The organism is Massilia violaceinigra (genome assembly GCF_002752675.1).
GTDB classification, from domain to species: domain Bacteria; phylum Pseudomonadota; class Gammaproteobacteria; order Burkholderiales; family Burkholderiaceae_D; genus Telluria_A; species Telluria_A violaceinigra.
In genome coordinates, this window is the sequence record NZ_CP024608.1 from 2,798,911 (window position 1) to 2,815,961 (window position 17,051).

General features: G+C 64.5%; 17 protein-coding genes and 1 tRNA gene. 10 read left to right on the plus strand and 8 right to left on the minus strand.

All coding sequences use genetic code 11. The annotated features are described in order from the left end of the window. Positions 1-7: 7 nt before the first annotated feature. Both CR152_RS12755 and CR152_RS12760 read right to left on the minus strand, forming a co-directional pair. Positions 8-850 (minus strand): HDOD domain-containing protein, encoded by an 843-nt coding sequence (locus CR152_RS12755; RefSeq protein WP_099875235.1) that lies wholly within the window; start codon positions 848-850, stop codon positions 8-10. After that, positions 847-1,200 carry a hypothetical protein gene (locus CR152_RS12760; protein WP_099875236.1) on the minus strand — a complete coding sequence of 118 codons (354 nt, stop codon included), beginning with the start codon at positions 1,198-1,200 and terminating at the stop codon, positions 847-849. The genes CR152_RS12755 and CR152_RS12760 overlap by 4 nt, the downstream gene beginning before the upstream one ends. A 170-nt stretch (positions 1,201-1,370) precedes the next feature. Between CR152_RS12760 and CR152_RS12765 the strand changes: the two genes are divergently transcribed. From CR152_RS12765 to CR152_RS12775, 3 genes are all read left to right on the plus strand, one after another. Continuing rightward, positions 1,371-2,999, plus strand: a complete 1,629-nt coding sequence (locus tag CR152_RS12765; RefSeq protein WP_099875237.1) for a sensor histidine kinase — start codon at positions 1,371-1,373, stop codon at positions 2,997-2,999. Positions 3,000-3,188: 189 nt separating this feature from the next. Further along, on the plus strand, positions 3,189-3,797 hold the full coding sequence (gstA, locus tag CR152_RS12770; protein ID WP_099875238.1) for a glutathione transferase GstA: 609 nt from the start codon (positions 3,189-3,191) through the stop codon (positions 3,795-3,797). A 3-nt stretch (positions 3,798-3,800) separates the two neighbouring features. Continuing rightward, positions 3,801-4,355, plus strand: a complete 555-nt coding sequence (locus CR152_RS12775; RefSeq protein WP_099875239.1) for a DUF1697 domain-containing protein — start codon at positions 3,801-3,803, stop codon at positions 4,353-4,355. A gap of 62 nt (positions 4,356-4,417) precedes the next feature. Here CR152_RS12775 and CR152_RS12780 read toward each other — a convergent pair whose 3' ends face one another. Next, positions 4,418-4,681, minus strand: coding sequence for a PEP-CTERM sorting domain-containing protein (locus CR152_RS12780; RefSeq protein ID WP_099875240.1), 264 nt, complete (start codon positions 4,679-4,681; stop codon positions 4,418-4,420). 250 nt (positions 4,682-4,931) lie between these two features. After that, positions 4,932-5,069, minus strand: a complete 138-nt coding sequence (locus tag CR152_RS32890) for a hypothetical protein (RefSeq protein ID WP_157778460.1) — start codon at positions 5,067-5,069, stop codon at positions 4,932-4,934. A 453-nt stretch (positions 5,070-5,522) separates the two neighbouring features. On the opposite strand from CR152_RS32890, the gene CR152_RS12785 reads away from it, so the two are divergent. Next, complete coding sequence (locus tag CR152_RS12785) at positions 5,523-7,487, plus strand: AAA family ATPase (RefSeq protein ID WP_099875241.1); 1,965 nt, start codon at positions 5,523-5,525, stop codon at positions 7,485-7,487. A 387-nt stretch (positions 7,488-7,874) separates the two neighbouring features. Here CR152_RS12785 and CR152_RS12790 read toward each other — a convergent pair whose 3' ends face one another. Together CR152_RS12790 and CR152_RS12795 are read right to left on the minus strand one after the other, a co-directional pair. Continuing rightward, the gene (locus CR152_RS12790) at positions 7,875-9,593 is read right to left on the minus strand and encodes a cation:proton antiporter domain-containing protein (RefSeq protein ID WP_099875242.1); all 1,719 of its coding nucleotides are present in this window, start codon (positions 9,591-9,593) and stop codon (positions 7,875-7,877) included. Positions 9,594-9,656: 63 nt separating this feature from the next. Further along, on the minus strand, positions 9,657-10,292 hold the full coding sequence (locus CR152_RS12795; RefSeq protein ID WP_099875243.1) for a TetR/AcrR family transcriptional regulator: 636 nt from the start codon (positions 10,290-10,292) through the stop codon (positions 9,657-9,659). A gap of 102 nt (positions 10,293-10,394) precedes the next feature. Between CR152_RS12795 and CR152_RS12800 the strand changes: the two genes are divergently transcribed. From CR152_RS12800 to CR152_RS12815, 4 genes are all read left to right on the plus strand, one after another. Further along, entirely contained in the window at positions 10,395-11,579 is a 1,185-nt protein-coding gene (locus CR152_RS12800) for a lipid-transfer protein (protein WP_099875244.1), read from the plus strand. Then, complete coding sequence (locus tag CR152_RS12805) at positions 11,579-12,733, plus strand: acyl-CoA dehydrogenase family protein (RefSeq protein WP_099875245.1); 1,155 nt, start codon at positions 11,579-11,581, stop codon at positions 12,731-12,733. The genes CR152_RS12800 and CR152_RS12805 overlap by 1 nt, the downstream gene beginning before the upstream one ends. Before the next feature lie 12 nt (positions 12,734-12,745). Then, the gene (locus CR152_RS12810; RefSeq protein WP_099875246.1) at positions 12,746-13,897 is read left to right on the plus strand and encodes a CaiB/BaiF CoA transferase family protein; all 1,152 of its coding nucleotides are present in this window, start codon (positions 12,746-12,748) and stop codon (positions 13,895-13,897) included. Between the two features lie 89 nt (positions 13,898-13,986). Continuing rightward, on the plus strand, positions 13,987-14,319 hold the full coding sequence (locus tag CR152_RS12815; RefSeq protein ID WP_157778461.1) for a putative signal transducing protein: 333 nt from the start codon (positions 13,987-13,989) through the stop codon (positions 14,317-14,319). A gap of 3 nt (positions 14,320-14,322) precedes the next feature. On the opposite strand, the gene CR152_RS12820 is transcribed toward CR152_RS12815, so the two are convergent. Next, complete coding sequence (locus tag CR152_RS12820) at positions 14,323-15,237, minus strand: LysR family transcriptional regulator (RefSeq protein WP_099875247.1); 915 nt, start codon at positions 15,235-15,237, stop codon at positions 14,323-14,325. A 109-nt stretch (positions 15,238-15,346) separates the two neighbouring features. Between CR152_RS12820 and CR152_RS12825 the strand changes: the two genes are divergently transcribed. Together CR152_RS12825 and CR152_RS12830 are read left to right on the plus strand one after the other, a co-directional pair. Then, on the plus strand, positions 15,347-16,627 hold the full coding sequence (locus tag CR152_RS12825; protein WP_099875248.1) for an SGNH/GDSL hydrolase family protein: 1,281 nt from the start codon (positions 15,347-15,349) through the stop codon (positions 16,625-16,627). Positions 16,628-16,650: 23 nt separating this feature from the next. Further along, on the plus strand, positions 16,651-16,863 hold the full coding sequence (locus CR152_RS12830) for a hypothetical protein (protein WP_099875249.1): 213 nt from the start codon (positions 16,651-16,653) through the stop codon (positions 16,861-16,863). Between the two features lie 95 nt (positions 16,864-16,958). On the opposite strand, the gene CR152_RS12835 is transcribed toward CR152_RS12830, so the two are convergent. Then, positions 16,959-17,035: transfer RNA gene (locus tag CR152_RS12835), tRNA-Met, on the minus strand. Positions 17,036-17,051 lie beyond the last annotated feature (16 nt).

Sequence of the window (17,051 nt, forward strand, 5' to 3'; positions counted from 1 at the left end):
GGGTCGGTCAGCCCATCAGGATCATCGTGATTTCTTCGTACTGCAGTTCGGTTTCGCGGAACACTTGCAGGTAGCATTCTTCGTTCAGTCCCAATGCGGTCCATGCGACCGGCGACACCGCGGGCACCAGATCGTCGTCTTCGCGCCCCAGGTCGAGCGCATGCACGACGGCGTTGGCCACATGTACGATAGTGGCCAGCAAGCCTGCATCAGGCGCGCCGGGATCATGATGGAAGGCGATCGCCATCTTCATCGTATCCGAAAAATTCCAGTGCTCGGCCAGCGCCACGCCGGCCAGCACATGGTCTACACCTAGTACCGCCATCTCTGCATCCTGCACATACACGTCGTTGACCGCGCGGAACTGCATGACCTGCTGATACAAATCCGGGTAGCTGCTCACCAGTACCAGGCGCCCGATGTCGTGCAGCAGCCCGGCCGTGAAGGCGTAATCCTGGTTGAACCGCACGCGCCGCGCCAGCACCTTGGCACAGCAGGCGGTGCCGATCGAGTGGCGCCAGAACGCCTTGTGGTCGAAGGCGGGGCAGCGGCCCTCGGCAAAGCAGCCGGTCAGGGCCGAGGCCGTGATCAGGTTGCGCGTGGTCTGGAAGCCGAGGTAGGTAATCGCCTGCTGGATGGTGGTCACGCGCACCTGCAAGCCGTACAGCGAGGAATTGGCCAGGCGCAGGGTCTTGGCCGTGAGGGCCTGGTCGTGCGAGACTTTCCTGGCCAGCACCGTGATGTCGATGTCTTCCTGGTCGATGCTGGTGAGCAGTTCCATCACCACCGCCGGCAGCGAGGGCAGGTCGGCCAGGCGGCGCAGCACGTCGTCGAGCACGATGGCGCTCACAAGGCGACCTCGCGCGCGGCGCGGTAATCTTCCACGTAGCGGCGCAGGGCGCTGGTGGCCCAGTCGTGCGTGTCTTCCGGCTGGTGCTTGCGAAACAGCGTGGCCAGGCGCTTCGCGCTGGCCGCCAGGTCGGACGCGGAACGCGGCGCGGCCGCGACCGGCGCCGCCGCGCCGCTGCGCAGCACGGGCACGGCATCGATGCCGTGGCTCGGCAGCAAGGCGATGGTGCGGTCGGTCAGGATGGCGCCCTTGGGCAGAAGGACTTGCCCCTGGCGGTCGAGCAGGTCGTCGGACAAAACCATTCCCGGCTCCACTTCGGCCAGGGCCAGGTGCTGGTAAGCTGCGCTCATAGGCATCCTCCCTCGTAATGCTACGATCTTACCATTGCTGATCCGGGCTGTGCGCCACGCAAAAACCTTAGTTTGCACAGGTACGCAACTCAATTTCTTGCCAAGGGGAAGGGCTTACCGTACATTCGGAGATGCATCGCGCGCGTACGCTGGTGATCGGGAGGAATCGGATGTTCAGTATTCAAAGCCGGCTGAAACTGCTCTTCGTGGTGATCGTCACCCTGGTGCTGAGCATTTCCGGCAGCTTTACCCAGTATTCGCTGGGCAAGGCGCTGGAAGAAAGCAACCAGCGCTTGCGCAAGGGCGTGATCACGCGTTTGCAGATCAGTCTGCCATCGGCCCTGTGGGACCTGGACAAATCCAAGGTCGACAGCATCGTCGAGGCCGAAATGCTGCCGCCCGAGGTGGTGTCGATCCGCGTCTACGACAGTTCGGTCGGCCTGTTTGCGGGCAAGGTGCGCGCGCCGGACGGCAAGCTGGTGGCGGTCGAGCGCGCCCCGGAGCCGGGCGGCCAGGCGGTCGACGCCCCGCTGGTGTTCCTTGAGGGCGGCTCGGCCAGCGCCTCGATCAAGCCGGTGTCGGTAGGGCGGGTGGTGATCAATTTCAGCCGCGCCCAGATCGACCAGACCCTCGCGTCCGAGCTGATGCGCAAGGTGATCGACGTGCTGGTGCTCGACCTGATCCTGGTGGCGGCGCTGGCGCTGTCGCTGCGGGTGGTGTTCGAGCCGCTCAAGCAATTGCGCGACGGCCTGTTCGACCTGGCCACGCGCGGCAGCGACGACGTCGAGGAATTGCCCGAGAACCGGCGCGACGAGCTCGGCGACGTGATCCGCGGCTTCAACCAGATCCAGCGCCGCCTGAAATCGACCATCGGCCGCATCCGCGAAGCCGAGGATGCGGCGCGCCGCTCGGCCCAGCAGACCGCCCAGGCGCTGCAGGACTTGCGCCAGACCCAGGAATCCCTGCTCCAGGCTGAACGGCTCGCCTCGCTCGGCAGCCTGGTGGCCGGGGTCGCGCACGAAATCAACACCCCGGTCGGCATCGCCCTGACCAGCGCCTCGGTGCTCAAGGCTGCCACCGACGAGCTGGAAGTTGCCGTCAACGGCGCCGGCCTGAAAAAGTCGGATATCCTGCGCTACGTCGAAACGGCCAGCGAAAGCGCGCGCCTGATCATGAACAATTGCTACCGCGCGGCGCACCTGATCCACAGCTTCAAGCAGATCGCGGTCGACCAGACCAGCGAGGCGCGCCGCCCCTTCGGCCTGCACGAATACATCGAAGAAATTGTCTCCAGCCTGCAGCCCAAGCTCAAGAAAACCCCGATCACGCTGGTGCTCAATTGCCCCGAAGAGATCGTGCTCGACAGCTATCCGGGCGCATTCGCCCAGGTCATCACCAACCTGACCCTCAATTGCGTGGAGCACGCGTTCGAGGTCGATACCGCCGGCGAGATCATGATCAGCGCCCGCCTCGACGGCGACGTGGTCGAATTGCACGTCAAGGATGACGGCAGGGGCATCGCCCCGGAGGCGCTCGACCGCATCTTCGACCCGTTTTTCACCACCCGGCGCGGCCAGGGCGGCACCGGGCTGGGCCTCAATATCGTATACAACCTGATCGTCAAGCAGTTCATCGGCACCATCGCCGTGAGCAGCACCCTGGGGCAGGGCACCCATTTCACCCTGCGCATCCCGCGCGTGACGCCGGTCGATGGCGCGGCCGAGACCAGAGCCGGTGCCAAGGCCGAGGATGGGGCCAATGCCGAAACCATTCCGGCGGGGCCGGGTGTACAGGCTTGACAGCCGGTTCCTGCCGATGAGCGCCGCCTGTGCCGTAGCACGCCCTGTGCGCCACCCTTGCGCGTGCCCAAGCGCGAGCGCTCGTTTTATTGTACGCTTGCCATTCTTTGGCCGTGCCCTTGCCGGGTGCCGCCCTCATCCCCGCGCCTAGCATGCTGGCTGCGCCCATTTGCCTCTCAAAGGACCATTATGAAACTGTACTTCAGTCCCGGTGCCTGCTCCCTCTCTCCCCACATCGTCCTGCTCGAAGCAGGGCTGGCATTCACGACCGAAAGCGTCGACTTGAGAAAGAAGGTCACTGCCAGCGGGGCCGACTTCAGCGCCATCAATCCCAAGGGATACGTGCCCGCCCTCGACACCGCCCAGGGCATGCTGCTGACCGAAGGCCCGGCCATCGTCCAGTACCTGGCTGACCTCGCTCCCGAGAAAAAGCTGGCGCCGGCCGCCGGCACCCCGGAACGCTACGTGCTGGTCGAGTGGCTCAATTTCATTTCGACCGAGCTGCACAAGAACTTCAGCCCGCTGTTCCGTCCCAACGCGGGCGAAGAACTGACCAGCTATGCGCGCGCCAACCTGACCTTGCGCTTCGGCTATGTCGAACGCATGCTCGACGGGCGCGAGTACTTGACCGGCGCCCAGTTCACGGTGGCCGATGCCTATCTGTTTACCGTGCTGAACTGGGCGAATATCGTCAAGTTCGACCTCTCGGCCTTTCCGCTGCTGCAAGCGTTCCACAAGCGCGTGGGCGAGCGTCCCATGGTGCAGCAGGCGCTGCGCGACGAAGGCTTGCTCAAGTAAGTCATGACCCGGCAACGCTATATTGCCCTGCTGCGCGGCATCAACGTCGGCCGCGCCAAGCGCATCGCCATGGCCGACCTGCGCCAGCTCGTCGGCGAATTGGGCTGCACCGAGGTGCGCACCCTGCTCAATAGCGGCAATGTGGTGTTCAACGCCCCGCGCCAGGCGCCGGCGGCGCTGGCGGCCCTGATCCAGGATGCGCTGGTGGTCAAGCTGGGCGTGGCGGCAAGGGTGATGGTGCTCGTCAGCGACCAGCTCGACCGTATCGTCGCCGCCAATCCGCTGCTGCCGGTGGCGAACGACCATGCGCGCCTGCTGGTATTCGTGTTCAGCGACCCGGGCGCGCCGGCCTTGCTGGCGCCGCTGGCGGCGCTGGACTGGGCCCCGGAGCAACTGGCCGTGGCGGACCTGGCCGCTTACCTGTGGTGTCCCGCTGGGGTGCTCGACAGCAAGATCGCCGTGGCGATGGGCAAGCTGCTGGGCGATGGCATGACATCGCGCAACTGGAATACGGTGTGCAAGCTCCAGGCGCTGTGCGCCGGCAGCGTCAAGGATTGAACAGCTGGGGCAGGTAAAAAAAATCCCGCACGCGGCGGGTTTTTTTTCGTGCAATTCTTTGATTAGCGGAACTTCTCGCCACTTTCGCGGCGCGCGCGGTAGCCGATCAGTACCAGACCCAGCAGCATCATCGCGAACACTTCAGGCTCGGGCAATTCCGACATCTGTGGGGCAGGCATCGCGGCCATGTCCATGGCGCTCATCTGAGGGTGGGAATCCATCTGGGCGGCTGCCGCCTGTGGATTGTCCACGACTTCGATAGCGCTCGCCGGTGCGGTAGCGACCAGGGCGAGCATGAAAGCTGCTGCGACTGCGTATTTTTTCACGGTGTTTCCTCTTCTTTTTGGTTTTCGCAAGCGCAGGATTACTCATGCTGCATTGCAACCAGATGAGCAGTAAATGCGAATCATCGGGCTATGTATTTAACCACGCTCACCACCGATTTCCAAGCCATTCCGCTATAAACGTCGTTTTTTTGATGTTTTATTGACCAGAGGAATTAACATTTCTCGGTAAATGCTGCACTGCGGCAAAATGCAAGGAAACTGTTAAAAAGACACGAGGGTTGACGTGGAGTTACGGCTCGCTGTCGCGCGACAGCAATCCCAGGCAGTAAGCGGCATCGGACAAATCGACCGCCCCGGTAAGGTGGTCGTCGTCGACAAGGGGGCGGGCGCCGAACAGGCCGGCGAAGTAAGCGAAGAGTCGACGCATGTCACTAATCCATTCGTGGGTTTTAAGGATCATCTAATGATCGCGATTTACCATCAAGGGCTGATACGAAATGTTACGAACATACGTATATTCCCCGGGCGCGCCTTGATGTTTGTCAGGTCCATCACAAGACGCATTGTCGAGTTGATCAGAGGTGTTGCGTCGCAAAATTTTTTCAGCAGTTCAAGGTATACCTGGCTTTTTTTTGGCGGTATAGTTCCCCTATCCCTGTTGCCATCAGGCATTAAATTGATGGCAAAGGAGCATGTCGGTGCCACGTTGCCCGGCGTGCAGCTGTACCGTCAGGCGACATCGATTGGCCACATGGTTTGCGGAAATTCTCATGGTCCAGATATCGAACGTCGCTGTCACTGCCGCTCCTTACCATCGCGCGGCAGGAAACGATGTTTGCATAGTAATTCCGTCCGCAGCCACCATTCATAGAGTAACCACATGCCCAATCTTGCCAAGCTCCAGCTCGCCCTCAAGAATGTCTACGTGCGCATCGGCGCCGGACTCCTGTTCGTCCTGCTTGTCGGTTTGGCCATCTACAACGCCGACGTCGAGCAGGACACCAGCCCGCTGGTCCATTCGCAGGACATTTCGCGCATCACCGCGCTGGCCTCGCAGAAAGACAAGCTGGAATACCTGATGGTCGCCAAGCCGCTGTCGGAGTCGCCGCGCTACATCTTCAAGTTCAAGGATGCGCCCCAGCTGCACGTGATCAAGGTGCCGAGCACCTCGCACCTGAGCCTGGAGCGCGAAGTGCTGCTCAAGAACGCCATTCCGTATTCGATCGCCAAGGAAGACTACCTGGCCTCGCACAAGGCGGTCCTGCTCGACGAAGGCCAGAACGTCGCCAGCGCCGAAGCGCTCGCCTTCCTCAAGCGCCACGCGCTCGATATCTTCCTGATCCTCCTGATTCTCTACGCGATCAAGTTCGGCATCCCCGGCATGGGCATGAGCGCCGCCGTCATCATGCCCGACAAGCTCAAAGGCAGCATGGATGACCTGATCGGCATGGACGACATCAAGCAGGAAGTGCTGCACCTCGAAGACATGATCCGCAACCGCAGCGAATACAAGTCGCACAACATCGACAAGCCGTTCAACGTGATGCTGACCGGTCCCGCCGGCACCGGCAAGACCAAGCTGGTTGGCTACCTGGCCAAGAAACTCAATGTGCCGCTGATCCAGGCCTCCGGCTCGGCGCTCGAATCGGGCTACGTGGGCGGCGGCTCCAAGGCGCTCAATGCGCTGTACCGCAAGGCTTGTGCGCGCGGCAGCTGCATCATCTTCCTGGACGAAGCGCAAACCCTGTTCATGCCGCGCGGCCGCGGCGAGAAGAAGTGGGAAGACGACACCGCCAACACGCTTTTGGGGCTGCTCGACGGCGTCAAGAGCGACAAGGGCGCCGGCGTGATCTGGGTGGTGGCCTCGAACTTCGACGACGCCTCGGTCGAGATGGATGAAGCGATGCTGCGCCGCTTCTCGGTCAAGATCAACTTCCGCCTGCCGAACAAGGGCGAGCGCGGTGCGCTGCTCAAGAACTTCTTGGGCCGCAAAAAGGATGGCCTGGTCGACTGGAACGACCTCGATCTGGGCCAGGTCGCCGAAATGACCGCCAACCTCAGTCCCGCGCTGCTGGAAACCGTGGTCGAACGCGCCAGCATGATCTCGATCCAGGAAAAGGCGATCATCAACACCGATCTGATGTTCCGCGCTTTTGAACGCGCCACGCTGGGCCTGACCGACCGCGCCACCACGGCCGAAAAGCACAAGCAGCGCGAGCGCGTGGCGCTGCACGAACTGGGGCACTTCTTCATGCAGATCGATCCGTATCTGCGCCAGGGCATGACCTTGGCCGAGGTCAAGGAAAAATCGCACCTGCTCAAGATCAGTACCGAGTCGGTGTCCAAGCTCGGCGCGCTGGGGTATGTGCTGCAGTCGGGCGATGATGTGTCGCTGCGTACGCTCGAAGAACTGGAGCAGGACGTGATCCAGCTGTACGGCGGCGTGGCGGCCGAGGAGCTGTTTTACGGGGCGCGCGGAATTTCCGTGGGCAGCCAGAACGATATCGAAAAAGCGACCAAGATGCTCAACCTGATGGTCAACCGCCTGTCCATGTATTCGCGCTCGAAGATCGACTACACGCAGTTGAAGAACGAAGGCAGCGGCGAGCACACGATCCGCCAGGTGGAAGAGAAGTCGGACGAATTGTACAGCTACACCTTGGGCGCGATCCGCGATTACAAGGCCGTGATCGAGTCGATCAAGGATATCTTGCTCGACCAATACGTGCTGTCGAAGGATGCCGTGTTCGCGCTGCTGGAAGAGCGCCGCGATCTGCTGGCCTTTCACGTCGCCAGCCAGCGTTTGGGTAATCTGAAGCTGTGTACCGAGGCTGCCGCGGTTTAATACCACCAACCAGTAAACCGTCGTTCCCGCGCCAAGGCGGCACTCGGCGGGAACCCAAGTTAGTAACGTCGCCAACGGCTCAGATAACTTGGGTTCCCGCCTATCCAGGAACTGGCGTTTCGACTCGATGGCGTTAGGTTCAGCGGTTTCTGACCAAAGACTTCAAGACCGTCTTTCCCGCGCCAAGGCGGCACTCGGCGGGAATCCAATTCCGTAGCGCAGTTGCAGGCGGCTCATTGAAACTTGGATTCCCGCCGAGTGCCGCCTTGGCGCGGGAATGACGAAGCTTGCGTTATCGGCATTTACCCCGGGACTTGCCTTGTTCCACGGAATTCGAGGAGTTTCTTGGAAACTGGGACCTGCGCGGGAACGACGTGGGTGGTGGGATTAATGCCCCCCATGCCCCGGCTTCACCGCCGCCAGATCCACGCTGATCTGCTCGGCCATGCTGCGCGCCAGCTCCCTCTCCCCAACGAATACCTGGCTGCCGGTTTCCTTGCGCAGCAACTCCGCCTCTTCCTCGTTATGCGTGCGCACCAGCGTACGAATCCCCGGATTGAGCGCACGCGCCGTTTCGATCATGGCGCGCACATGGAAGGTATCGGGCGTGGCGATCACCAGCAAAGCCGCGCGCGCGATATGCGCCTGGATCAGCACCGCCGGTTCCGCCGCATTGCCCACCACCGCCGCGATATCGCGCCTGCGCAGCTGGTCGACCAGCTCGCGGTTCTGCTCCGCCACCACGATATGCACGCCCTGCGCCATGAGCGCATCGGCGATCATGCGTCCGACCCGCCCGTACCCGACCAGCACCACTTGCCCGCTCAAGCGCTCCTGCGGCACCGACATCGGCAGCTCGGCCAGCGGATCGGTCGAGCGTTCCAGCTTGCGCGCCGCATCGGACTTGCTGCGCAGCCAGCGCTGCAGCGGCTCGATCGTCTTGAACAGCAGGGGATTGAGCGCGATCGAGATGATCGCCCCGGCCAGGATCAGACTCTGGCCTTCTTTCGGCAGCAGCCCGAGCGACATCCCCAGCGCCGCCAGGATGAACGAGAACTCGCCGATCTGCGCCAGGCTGGCCGACACCGTCAGCGCCGTATTGAGCGGATAGCGCAGCGCGATCACCAGCGCAAACGCCACCAGCGACTTGCCGAACATGATCACACCGACCACCGCCAGCACCCGCAGCGGGCTCTCGACCAGCACCATCGGATCGGCCAGCATCCCGACCGAGACGAAAAACAGCACCGAAAACGCATCGCGCAGCGGCAGCGACTCTTCGGCAGCGCGGTGGCTCAGGGGCGACTCGCGCAGCACCATCCCGGCAAAGAACGCGCCCAGCGCGAACGAGACGCCAAACAGTTCCGACGAGCCGTAGGCGATGCCCACCGCGGTGGCCACGACGGCCAGCGTAAACAGTTCGCGCGAACCGGTGCGCGCCACGCGCCACAAGAACCACGGGAACAGCTTGCGCCCGACTACCAGCATGAAGACAATGAAGGCCGCCACCTGGCCCAGCGTGATGGCCAGCGTTTTCCAGATGTTCGTCCCCGCTGCGGCACTGTCCCCGGTCGCGCCGCCCAGTATTCCGGCCAGCGCCGGCAGCATCACCAGCATCAGCACCGTCACCAGATCCTCGACCACCAGCCAGCCGACCGCGATGCGGCCGTTGATCGAATCGAGTATGCCCAGGTCCTCCAGCGCCCGCAGCAGCACCACCGTGCTGGCCACCGACAGCGCCAGCCCGAACACCAGGCCAGCGCCCAGGCTCCAGCCCCACAGGGACGCCATGCCGATCCCCATGCCGGTGGCCGCGCCGATCTGCAGCACCGCCCCGGGCAGGGCGATACCGCGCACTTCCATCAGGTCGTCCAGCGAGAAGTGCAGCCCGACCCCGAACATCAGCAGCATCACGCCGATTTCGGCCAGCTGCCCGGCCAGCACCACATCGGCAACGAAGCCCGGCGTGGCCGGTCCGATCACGATCCCGGCGGCCAGGTAGCCGACCAGCGCCGGCAATTTGAAGCGCACGGCGATCATGCCGAATATGAGACCGAAGCCAAGTGCGGCGGCGATGGTGGTGATCAGACTGATGTTGTGGTGCATACGGACGCTCTCCTCGCAATCGGCGGAGCCCCCAGTATAGGTTACATGGTCTTGTAAAGACGCCTACGGCACCGTGGCCAATACCAGCAGCACCTTGCGCACCGAGGCGCGCACCGCCAGGAATTCGGCGCGGCGCCCGGTTTTATCGAGCCGGAACAGCATCAGGCCCTCGATCTGCGCCACCATCAGGATGGCGCGCTGGCGGTATTCGTCGTCGCCGATGGCGGGATTGAGACCGCGAATGAGCTTGAAGATGGCCTTGCGCTCGCGCGCCATCATGGTATCCATCAGGCTCGATGCGAAGGGGTTGCGCGACGCCAGGGCCCAGATTTCGAAGAAGATCGCATGCGTCACCGGGTCGGTGATCTCGTCGAGGAACATGTCGCAGGTCGACAGGAACTGGTCCAGGCGCGAAGCGCTCGTCATGGCCGCCGAAATCGAATCCATCTTCGACTGGAACAGGTCCATCGTATAGAGCAGCAGCGCTTCGAGCAGCGCATCCTTGCTCTGATAGTAGTGCTGCACGTTCGACAGGCTGATGCCCACCTCCAGTGCCACCCGGCGCATCGACAGCCCGGCATAGCCCTCTGCCGCCAGCAGGGTGCGCGCCGCGCGCAGAATGTCGTGGGCCCGTCCCAACCCTTTTTCGGTGGTGACGGAGGCTTTGTTTTTGAGGGCGCTGGCGAGATGACTGGACATGAGCCGGATTATCGCATGGCGCTATGCAAAGCAGGTCGGCTGACCTATAATCGGCGCACTAGGTCGAGCGACCTAGTTCATACAATATCTCAGGAGACGCGCATGAGCCGCAACGTTTTTGTCACTGGCGTGGGCATGATCCCCTTCGCCAAGCCGGGCGCCAGCGCCCCGTACGACCAGATGGGCGCCCTGGCCGCGCGCCAGGCGCTCGATGACGCCGGCGTGGCCTACGACGACATCGAGCAGGCCTACGCCGGCTACGTGTACGGCGACTCGACCAGCGGCCAGAAGGCGCTGTACCAGGTCGGCATGAGCGGCATCCCGATCGTCAACGTCAATAACAACTGCTCGACCGGATCGACCGCCCTGTTCTTGGCGCGCCAGGCCATCGCCAGCGGCGCCGCCGAATGCGTGCTGGTACTCGGCTTCGAGCAAATGAGCCCGGGCGCGCTCGGTTCCGTGTTCGCCGACCGTCCCAGCCCGTTCGAGCCGTTCGACGCCGTCACCGATGAACTGGTCGGCATGCCCGACATTCCGCTGGCGCTGCGTTACTTTGGCGGCGCCGGCCTGGCCCACATGAAAAAATACGGCACCCCGTTCGACGCCTTTGCCAAAATCCGCGCCAAGGCCAGCCGCCACGCCGCGAACAATCCGCTGGCGCTGTTTCGCAAGGAAGTCACACCCCAGGACGTGCTCGATGCGCCGATGATCTGGCCGGGCGTGATGACGCGCCTGATGGCCTGCCCGCCGACCTGCGGCGCCGCGGCCGCGGTGCTGGTATCGGAAGACTTCGCGAAAAAGCGTGGGCTGAAGGCCGACGTGTACATCGCCGCGCAAGCCATGACCACCGACCGCGCCAGCACGTTCGAGTCGGGCGACATGATGCGCCTGGTCGGCTACGACATGAGCCGCGCCGCCGCCGACAAGGTGTACGCGCAGGCCGGCATCGGCCCGGGCGATCTCGATGTCGTCGAGCTGCACGACTGCTTCGCCCACAATGAGCTGATCACCTACGAAGCGCTGGGCCTGTGCCCCGAGGGCGGCGCCGACAAATTCATCAACGATGGCGACAACACCTACGGCGGCAAGGTCGTCACCAATCCGTCCGGCGGCCTGCTCTCGAAAGGGCACCCGCTCGGCGCCACCGGCCTGGCCCAGTGCTACGAGCTGACCCACCAGCTGCGCGGCAGCGCCGGCGCGCGCCAGGTCGACGGCGCCCGCGTCGCGCTGCAGCACAACCTGGGCCTGGGCGGCGCCTGCGTGGTCACCATGTACCGGGCCGCATGATGGATATGAACATTTGCGGCACCTCGTCCTGGATGACGCCTGAACTGGAAGGCTTTCGCGACGCCGTACGGCGCTTCGTGGCCAGCGAAGTCGCGCCGCACCAGCAGCGCTGGCGCGAGCAGCAGCACGTCGACCGCGACCTGTGGAACAAGGGCGGGGCCATGGGCATCCTGTGCGCCGACATTCCCGAGCAATACGGCGGCTCCGGCGGCAGTTTCGCGCACCAGGCCATCGTGTTCGAGGAACTGGGCTATTGTGGCGACATGGCCTTCGGCATCCACGTGCACGCCATCGTCGCCCATTACCTGCTTAACCAGGGCACCGAAGCGCAAAAGCTCAAGTACCTGCCCAGGCTGGCCAGCGGCGAGATGGTGGCGGCGATCGCCATGTCCGAACCGGGCGCCGGCTCCGACCTGAAAGGCATCCGCACCACGGCCGTCAAGACGCCCGATGGCTACCAGGTGAACGGCTCCAAGACCTTCATCTCGAACGGCTACCTGGCCGATCTGGTCGTGGTGGTGGTCAAGACCAATGCCGACGCAGGCGCCAAGGGCGTCTCGCTGCTGCTGATGGAAACGAAGGATAACCCGGGCTTTCGCGTCGGCCGCATTCTCGAGAAGGTCGGACAAAAGGGCCAGGACACGTGCGAGCTGTTTTTTGATAACGCCCATGTGGCGCTGGACAATGTGCTGGGCGGCGCCGAGGGCCAGGGTTTCGCCCAGCTGATGACCGAGCTGCCGTACGAACGCACCATCCTCGGCGTGGCCGGCGTGGCCGCGATCGAACGCGCGCTGCGCCTGACGATCGACTACACGCGCGAGCGGCGCGCCTTCGGCCAGGCGCTGATCGACATGCAGAACACGCGCTTCGTACTGGCCGAAATCAAGACCGAGGCCACGATTGCGCGCATCTTCATCGACCGCTGCATCGACGAGACCATCAAAGGCAAGATGGACACGGTGACCGCCTCCATGGCCAAATACTGGATCTCGGACCTGCAATGCAAGGTGATCGACCAGTGCGTGCAGCTCTTTGGCGGTTATGGCTACATGCTCGAATACCCCATCGCCCAGATGTACGTGGACGCACGGGTGCAGCGCATCTACGGCGGCGCCAATGAGATCATGAAGGAAATCATCGCCCGTTCACTTTAGGAGCGCACCACTATGGCAGGACCGCTGGCAGGAATCAAAGTGATTGAAATGGCCGGCCTCGGACCCTGTCCGTTCGCCGCCATGATGTTGGCCGACATGGGGGCGCAAGTGATCCGCATCGAGCGCAAGAGCACGCCCGGCGCGGCGACCCCGTTCCCCATGCTGGGCACGAAGTACGACGTGCTGGCGCGCGGACGGCGTTCGCTGGCGCTGGACCTCAAGCAGCCGGCCGCGCAGGCGATCGCGCTGGAGCTGATCGCAAAAGCCGACGTGGTGCTCGAAGGCTTTCGCCCCGGCGTGATGGAGCGGCTCGGCCTGGGCCCCGACGCCTGCCTGGCGCGCAACGCCGCGCTGGTGTACGGGCGCGTCACCGGCTGGGGCCAGGCCGGCCCGCTGGCGCAGGCGGCGGGGCACGACATCAATTACATCGCCCTGAGCGGCATGCTGCACGCGATGGGCCGCGCCGATGCGCCGCCGGCACCGCCCCTGAACCTGGTGGGCGACTTCGGCGGGGGAGGGATGATGCTCGCCTTCGGCGTGGTCTGCGCCGTTCTGGAAGCGCGCACCTCGGGCAAGGGCCAGGTGATCGACGCCGCCATGACCGACGGCGCCGCGCTCCTGGGCGCCATGATGTACGGCTTGCGCGCGCAGGGCGGCTGGAGCACCGGGCGCGAAGCCAACCTGCTCGACGGCGGCGCCCATTTCTACGACACCTACGCCTGCGCCGACGGCAAATTCGTGTCGGTGGGCGCGATCGAACCGCAGTTCTACGCGCTGCTGCTCAAGCTCGCCGGGGTGGACGATCCGGCTTTCGATGCCCAGATGGACCCGGCCAGCTGGCCCGCCCTGAGCGGCAAAATGGCGGCGCTGTTCGCGCGGCGCACGCGCGACGAGTGGTGCGCGCTGATGGAAGGGACCGACGCCTGCTTCGCGCCCGTGCTCGACCTGGACGAAGCGCCCCTGCATCCGCACAATGCCGCCCGCGCCACTTTCGTCGAGGTCGACGGCGTCATGCAGCCGGCGCCGGCGCCGCGCTTTTCGCGCACCGTGCCGGAGCTGAGCGGTGCGCCTGCGTACCCCGGCCAGCACAGCGCGGCGGTGCTGATGGACTGGGGCTGGGATGACGCCGCGATTGCCAACCTGGCCGCCCAGGGAGTCATTTGACCGGATGTTGCGCTTGTGTGGCCGGATTAACCGGCGCCGGCGGCGATCAGGAGTAAGATCGTGACAGTCAAACACCATGCGGAGGCACTATGCAAGATACCCTGAACGGCCCCGACTCCTTCCCTGCGGACGAAACGGCCGAAGCAGAAGCGATTCCGGGGCGCGACCTGCTCATCGTCGCGAAATTCTTCACGCCGACCGAAGCGCATCTGGCCCGCAGCTTCCTGGTCGCTTCCGGCATTCCCGCGGTGGTGGCCGACGTCAATCACGCCCAGGCCGACCAGTTCCTGCTGCCCGCCATGGGCGGCGTGCGCGTGCTGGCGCCCGAAGAGTACCTGCAGCAGGCGCAGGACCTGCTGGCCGCGCGCGAGCACGGCGACTTCACCCTGAGCGACGATGTCGATGTCGGCCAGCCCGAGTAAGCGCTAGCGGTCGATCGTCGCCGTCCATCCCGGCAGGGCGCCGATGCGCTGCGCCAGGAAGTCCATGAACAGGCGTGCGCGCGCCGGCTGGTAGCGTCTGGACGGATACACCAGCGCCACGTGCTGCGGCGTGCCGCTCCACGCCGGCAGCACGCGCGCCAGCTGGCCCGCCTGCACCAGGTCATGCACCAGCCAGTGCGGGCACAGGCCGATCCCGGCGCCGGCCAGCAGGCTGTCGCGAATCGCCAGCGCGTTATTGACCCGATAGCGCCCGCGTGTCGTCACCTTCACCATTTCCGCACCGCGCTGCAGTGCCATCTCGTCGCCCGCGGCCAGCCACGCGAAGCGGATGAAATCGTGCCGCGCCAAGTCGTCCGGCCGCTTGATGCGAGCGTGCCGCGCCAGATACGACGGCGCCGCCACCAACGAGCGTGGGGACGCCGCAATCGTGCGTGCCACGGCATCGGGCGGCAGCGGGCCGCCCAGGCGCACGGCCACGTCCACGCCATCGCCGACCAGGTCGACGAAGCGGTCGTCGAGAATGAGTTCGATCTCAATGTCGGGATGCAGCGCCAGGAATTCCTGCGCCAGCGCGTTCAGATGAAACTGACCAAGCGCCACCGGTGCGTTCACGCGCAGCAGGCCCTGCGCCTGCCGCGCGTGGCCGCGCACGTCCGCCAGCGCGTCTTCGTACTCGTCGAGCAGGCGCCGCGCGCGTTCGTGAAAGCGCAATCCTTCGGCCGTCGCCAGCAGGCCGGTGGTGCTGCGTTCGAGCAGGCGCACGCCCAGATGCGCCTCCAGCGCGTTGATCGCCTTGCTCACCGTCGGCTGCGTGGTACCGGCTTCCCGTGCCACCGCCGACAGGCTGCCCAGGTCGACCGTGCGGGTGAACAGGTGCATCAGGCGCAGGGTATCCATCGTCGCTCCTTATTCCATATTGGAATGAATGATAGTCGATTTGCTGGTCTACCAGCACGCAACGGAATGGCCTACCTTGAGCGCCTACTTCACTCAAAGGGGAAATACCATGTCGCCATTGCGAATATTGCCGGTGCTGTTCATGTTGTGCGTGCAGGCTGCGGCCGCAAGTCCAACGCGCTGGGTCGCCAGTTGGGGCGCCAGTCCCCAGGCGCGCTGGGACGACAGCTTCATCCTGCCGGTCGGCGTGCCGGCATCGTTCGAGCAGCAGTCGGTGCGCGACGTGGTGCGGCTGAGCGTGGGTGGGCGGCGCCTGCGCATCGTGCTGTCGAACCGTTATGGCGCCACGCCGCTGCAAGTGGGCCAGATGCGGGTCGGCCTGGCCGGCGAGGGCGCCGCGGTGGTGGCCGGCAGCCGCCGCGCAGTGACCTTTGGCGGCAGTGTGCACGCCAGCGCGGCGCCCGGTGCGGTGCTGGTCAGCGATCCGGTCGACCTGCCCGCCGGCGCGCTGGCCCGGCTGGCCATCACCACCTACTACCCGGCGCCGACGCCGGTATCGACCTTTCACTGGGGTGCGCAGCAAACGCCGTATCTGGTGCGCGGCAATGCCACCGCGGCGGCCGACCTGCCAGCGGCCACGCGCTTCGCCGGCCGCGCGTTTCTGAACGCGGTGCTGGTCGAGGCGCCCGCCGCTGCGCGCAGCGTGGTGGTGCTGGGCGACTCGATCACCGATGGCAATGGCTCCTCGCCCGACCAGGACCGGCGCTGGACCGACGTGCTGGCGCAGCGCCTGGCGCCGGCCGGCGTGGGCGTGGTCAATGCCGGCATCTCCGGCGCGCGCCTGCTGGGCGACCGCATGGGCGCCAATGCGCTGGCGCGCTTCGGCCAGGATGTGCTGGCGCAGCCGGGCGTGGCCAGCGTGATCGTCATGATGGGCATTAACGACATCGGCTGGCCCGGCAGCCCGTTCGCGCCGCACGACGCGGCCATGAGCGCGGAGCAGGTCATCAGCGCCTTGCGCCAGCTGATCGCCCGTGCCCGCGCCCACAATGTGCGCATCGTCGGCGCCACGCTCATCCCGTTCGAGGGCGCACTGGCCGGCACGCCCTTCGAAGGCCATTACAGCCCGGCCAAGGAAGCGGTGCGCGAGCGCGTGAACCGCTGGATCGTCAGCGGCGGCGAATTTGATGCGGTGTTCGATGCCGATGCGGTGCTGCGCGATCCGGCGCGGCCCACGCGCATGCGCGCCGAATACGACTCGGGCGACCATCTGCATCCGGGTGACGCCGGCTACCGCGCGCTTGCCCATGCCCTCGATTTAAGCGAGCTGATGGAAAAAAGCGAGCGCCGCACTGAACCAGATGGCGCCCGGCGGCGTCCAAGGAGATGAGATCACCTGCCAAGGAGCTGCCCATGAACGATTTTTTTGATGCGCGCAATAAAAAGTTGATGCGCGACCTGCAAACCGCCGCGCTCAATGTGCTCGACCATAACCGTACCGAAGCCCTGTGCATGCCGATCGACGGCACCGACCCGGTGCTGTACGTGTTCGTGGGCGACGCCGCCGCCCTGGCGCGCCTGAGCGCCATCATCGACAGCCAGGGCGGGCCCATGAATTTTACTTAGGGAGTCAGGATGCCGCCGGGGGAGCCAACGTAAAAAAACCCCTGAGCGGTTGAAGTCTCAGGGGTTTTAAGGCAAATCGTTATTTGCCGTGTTCGTGGTGGTGATAGGTGGACTTGAACCACCGACCCCAGCATTATGAATGCTGTGCTCTAACCAACTGAGCTATATCACCCGACAGACCAAGATTA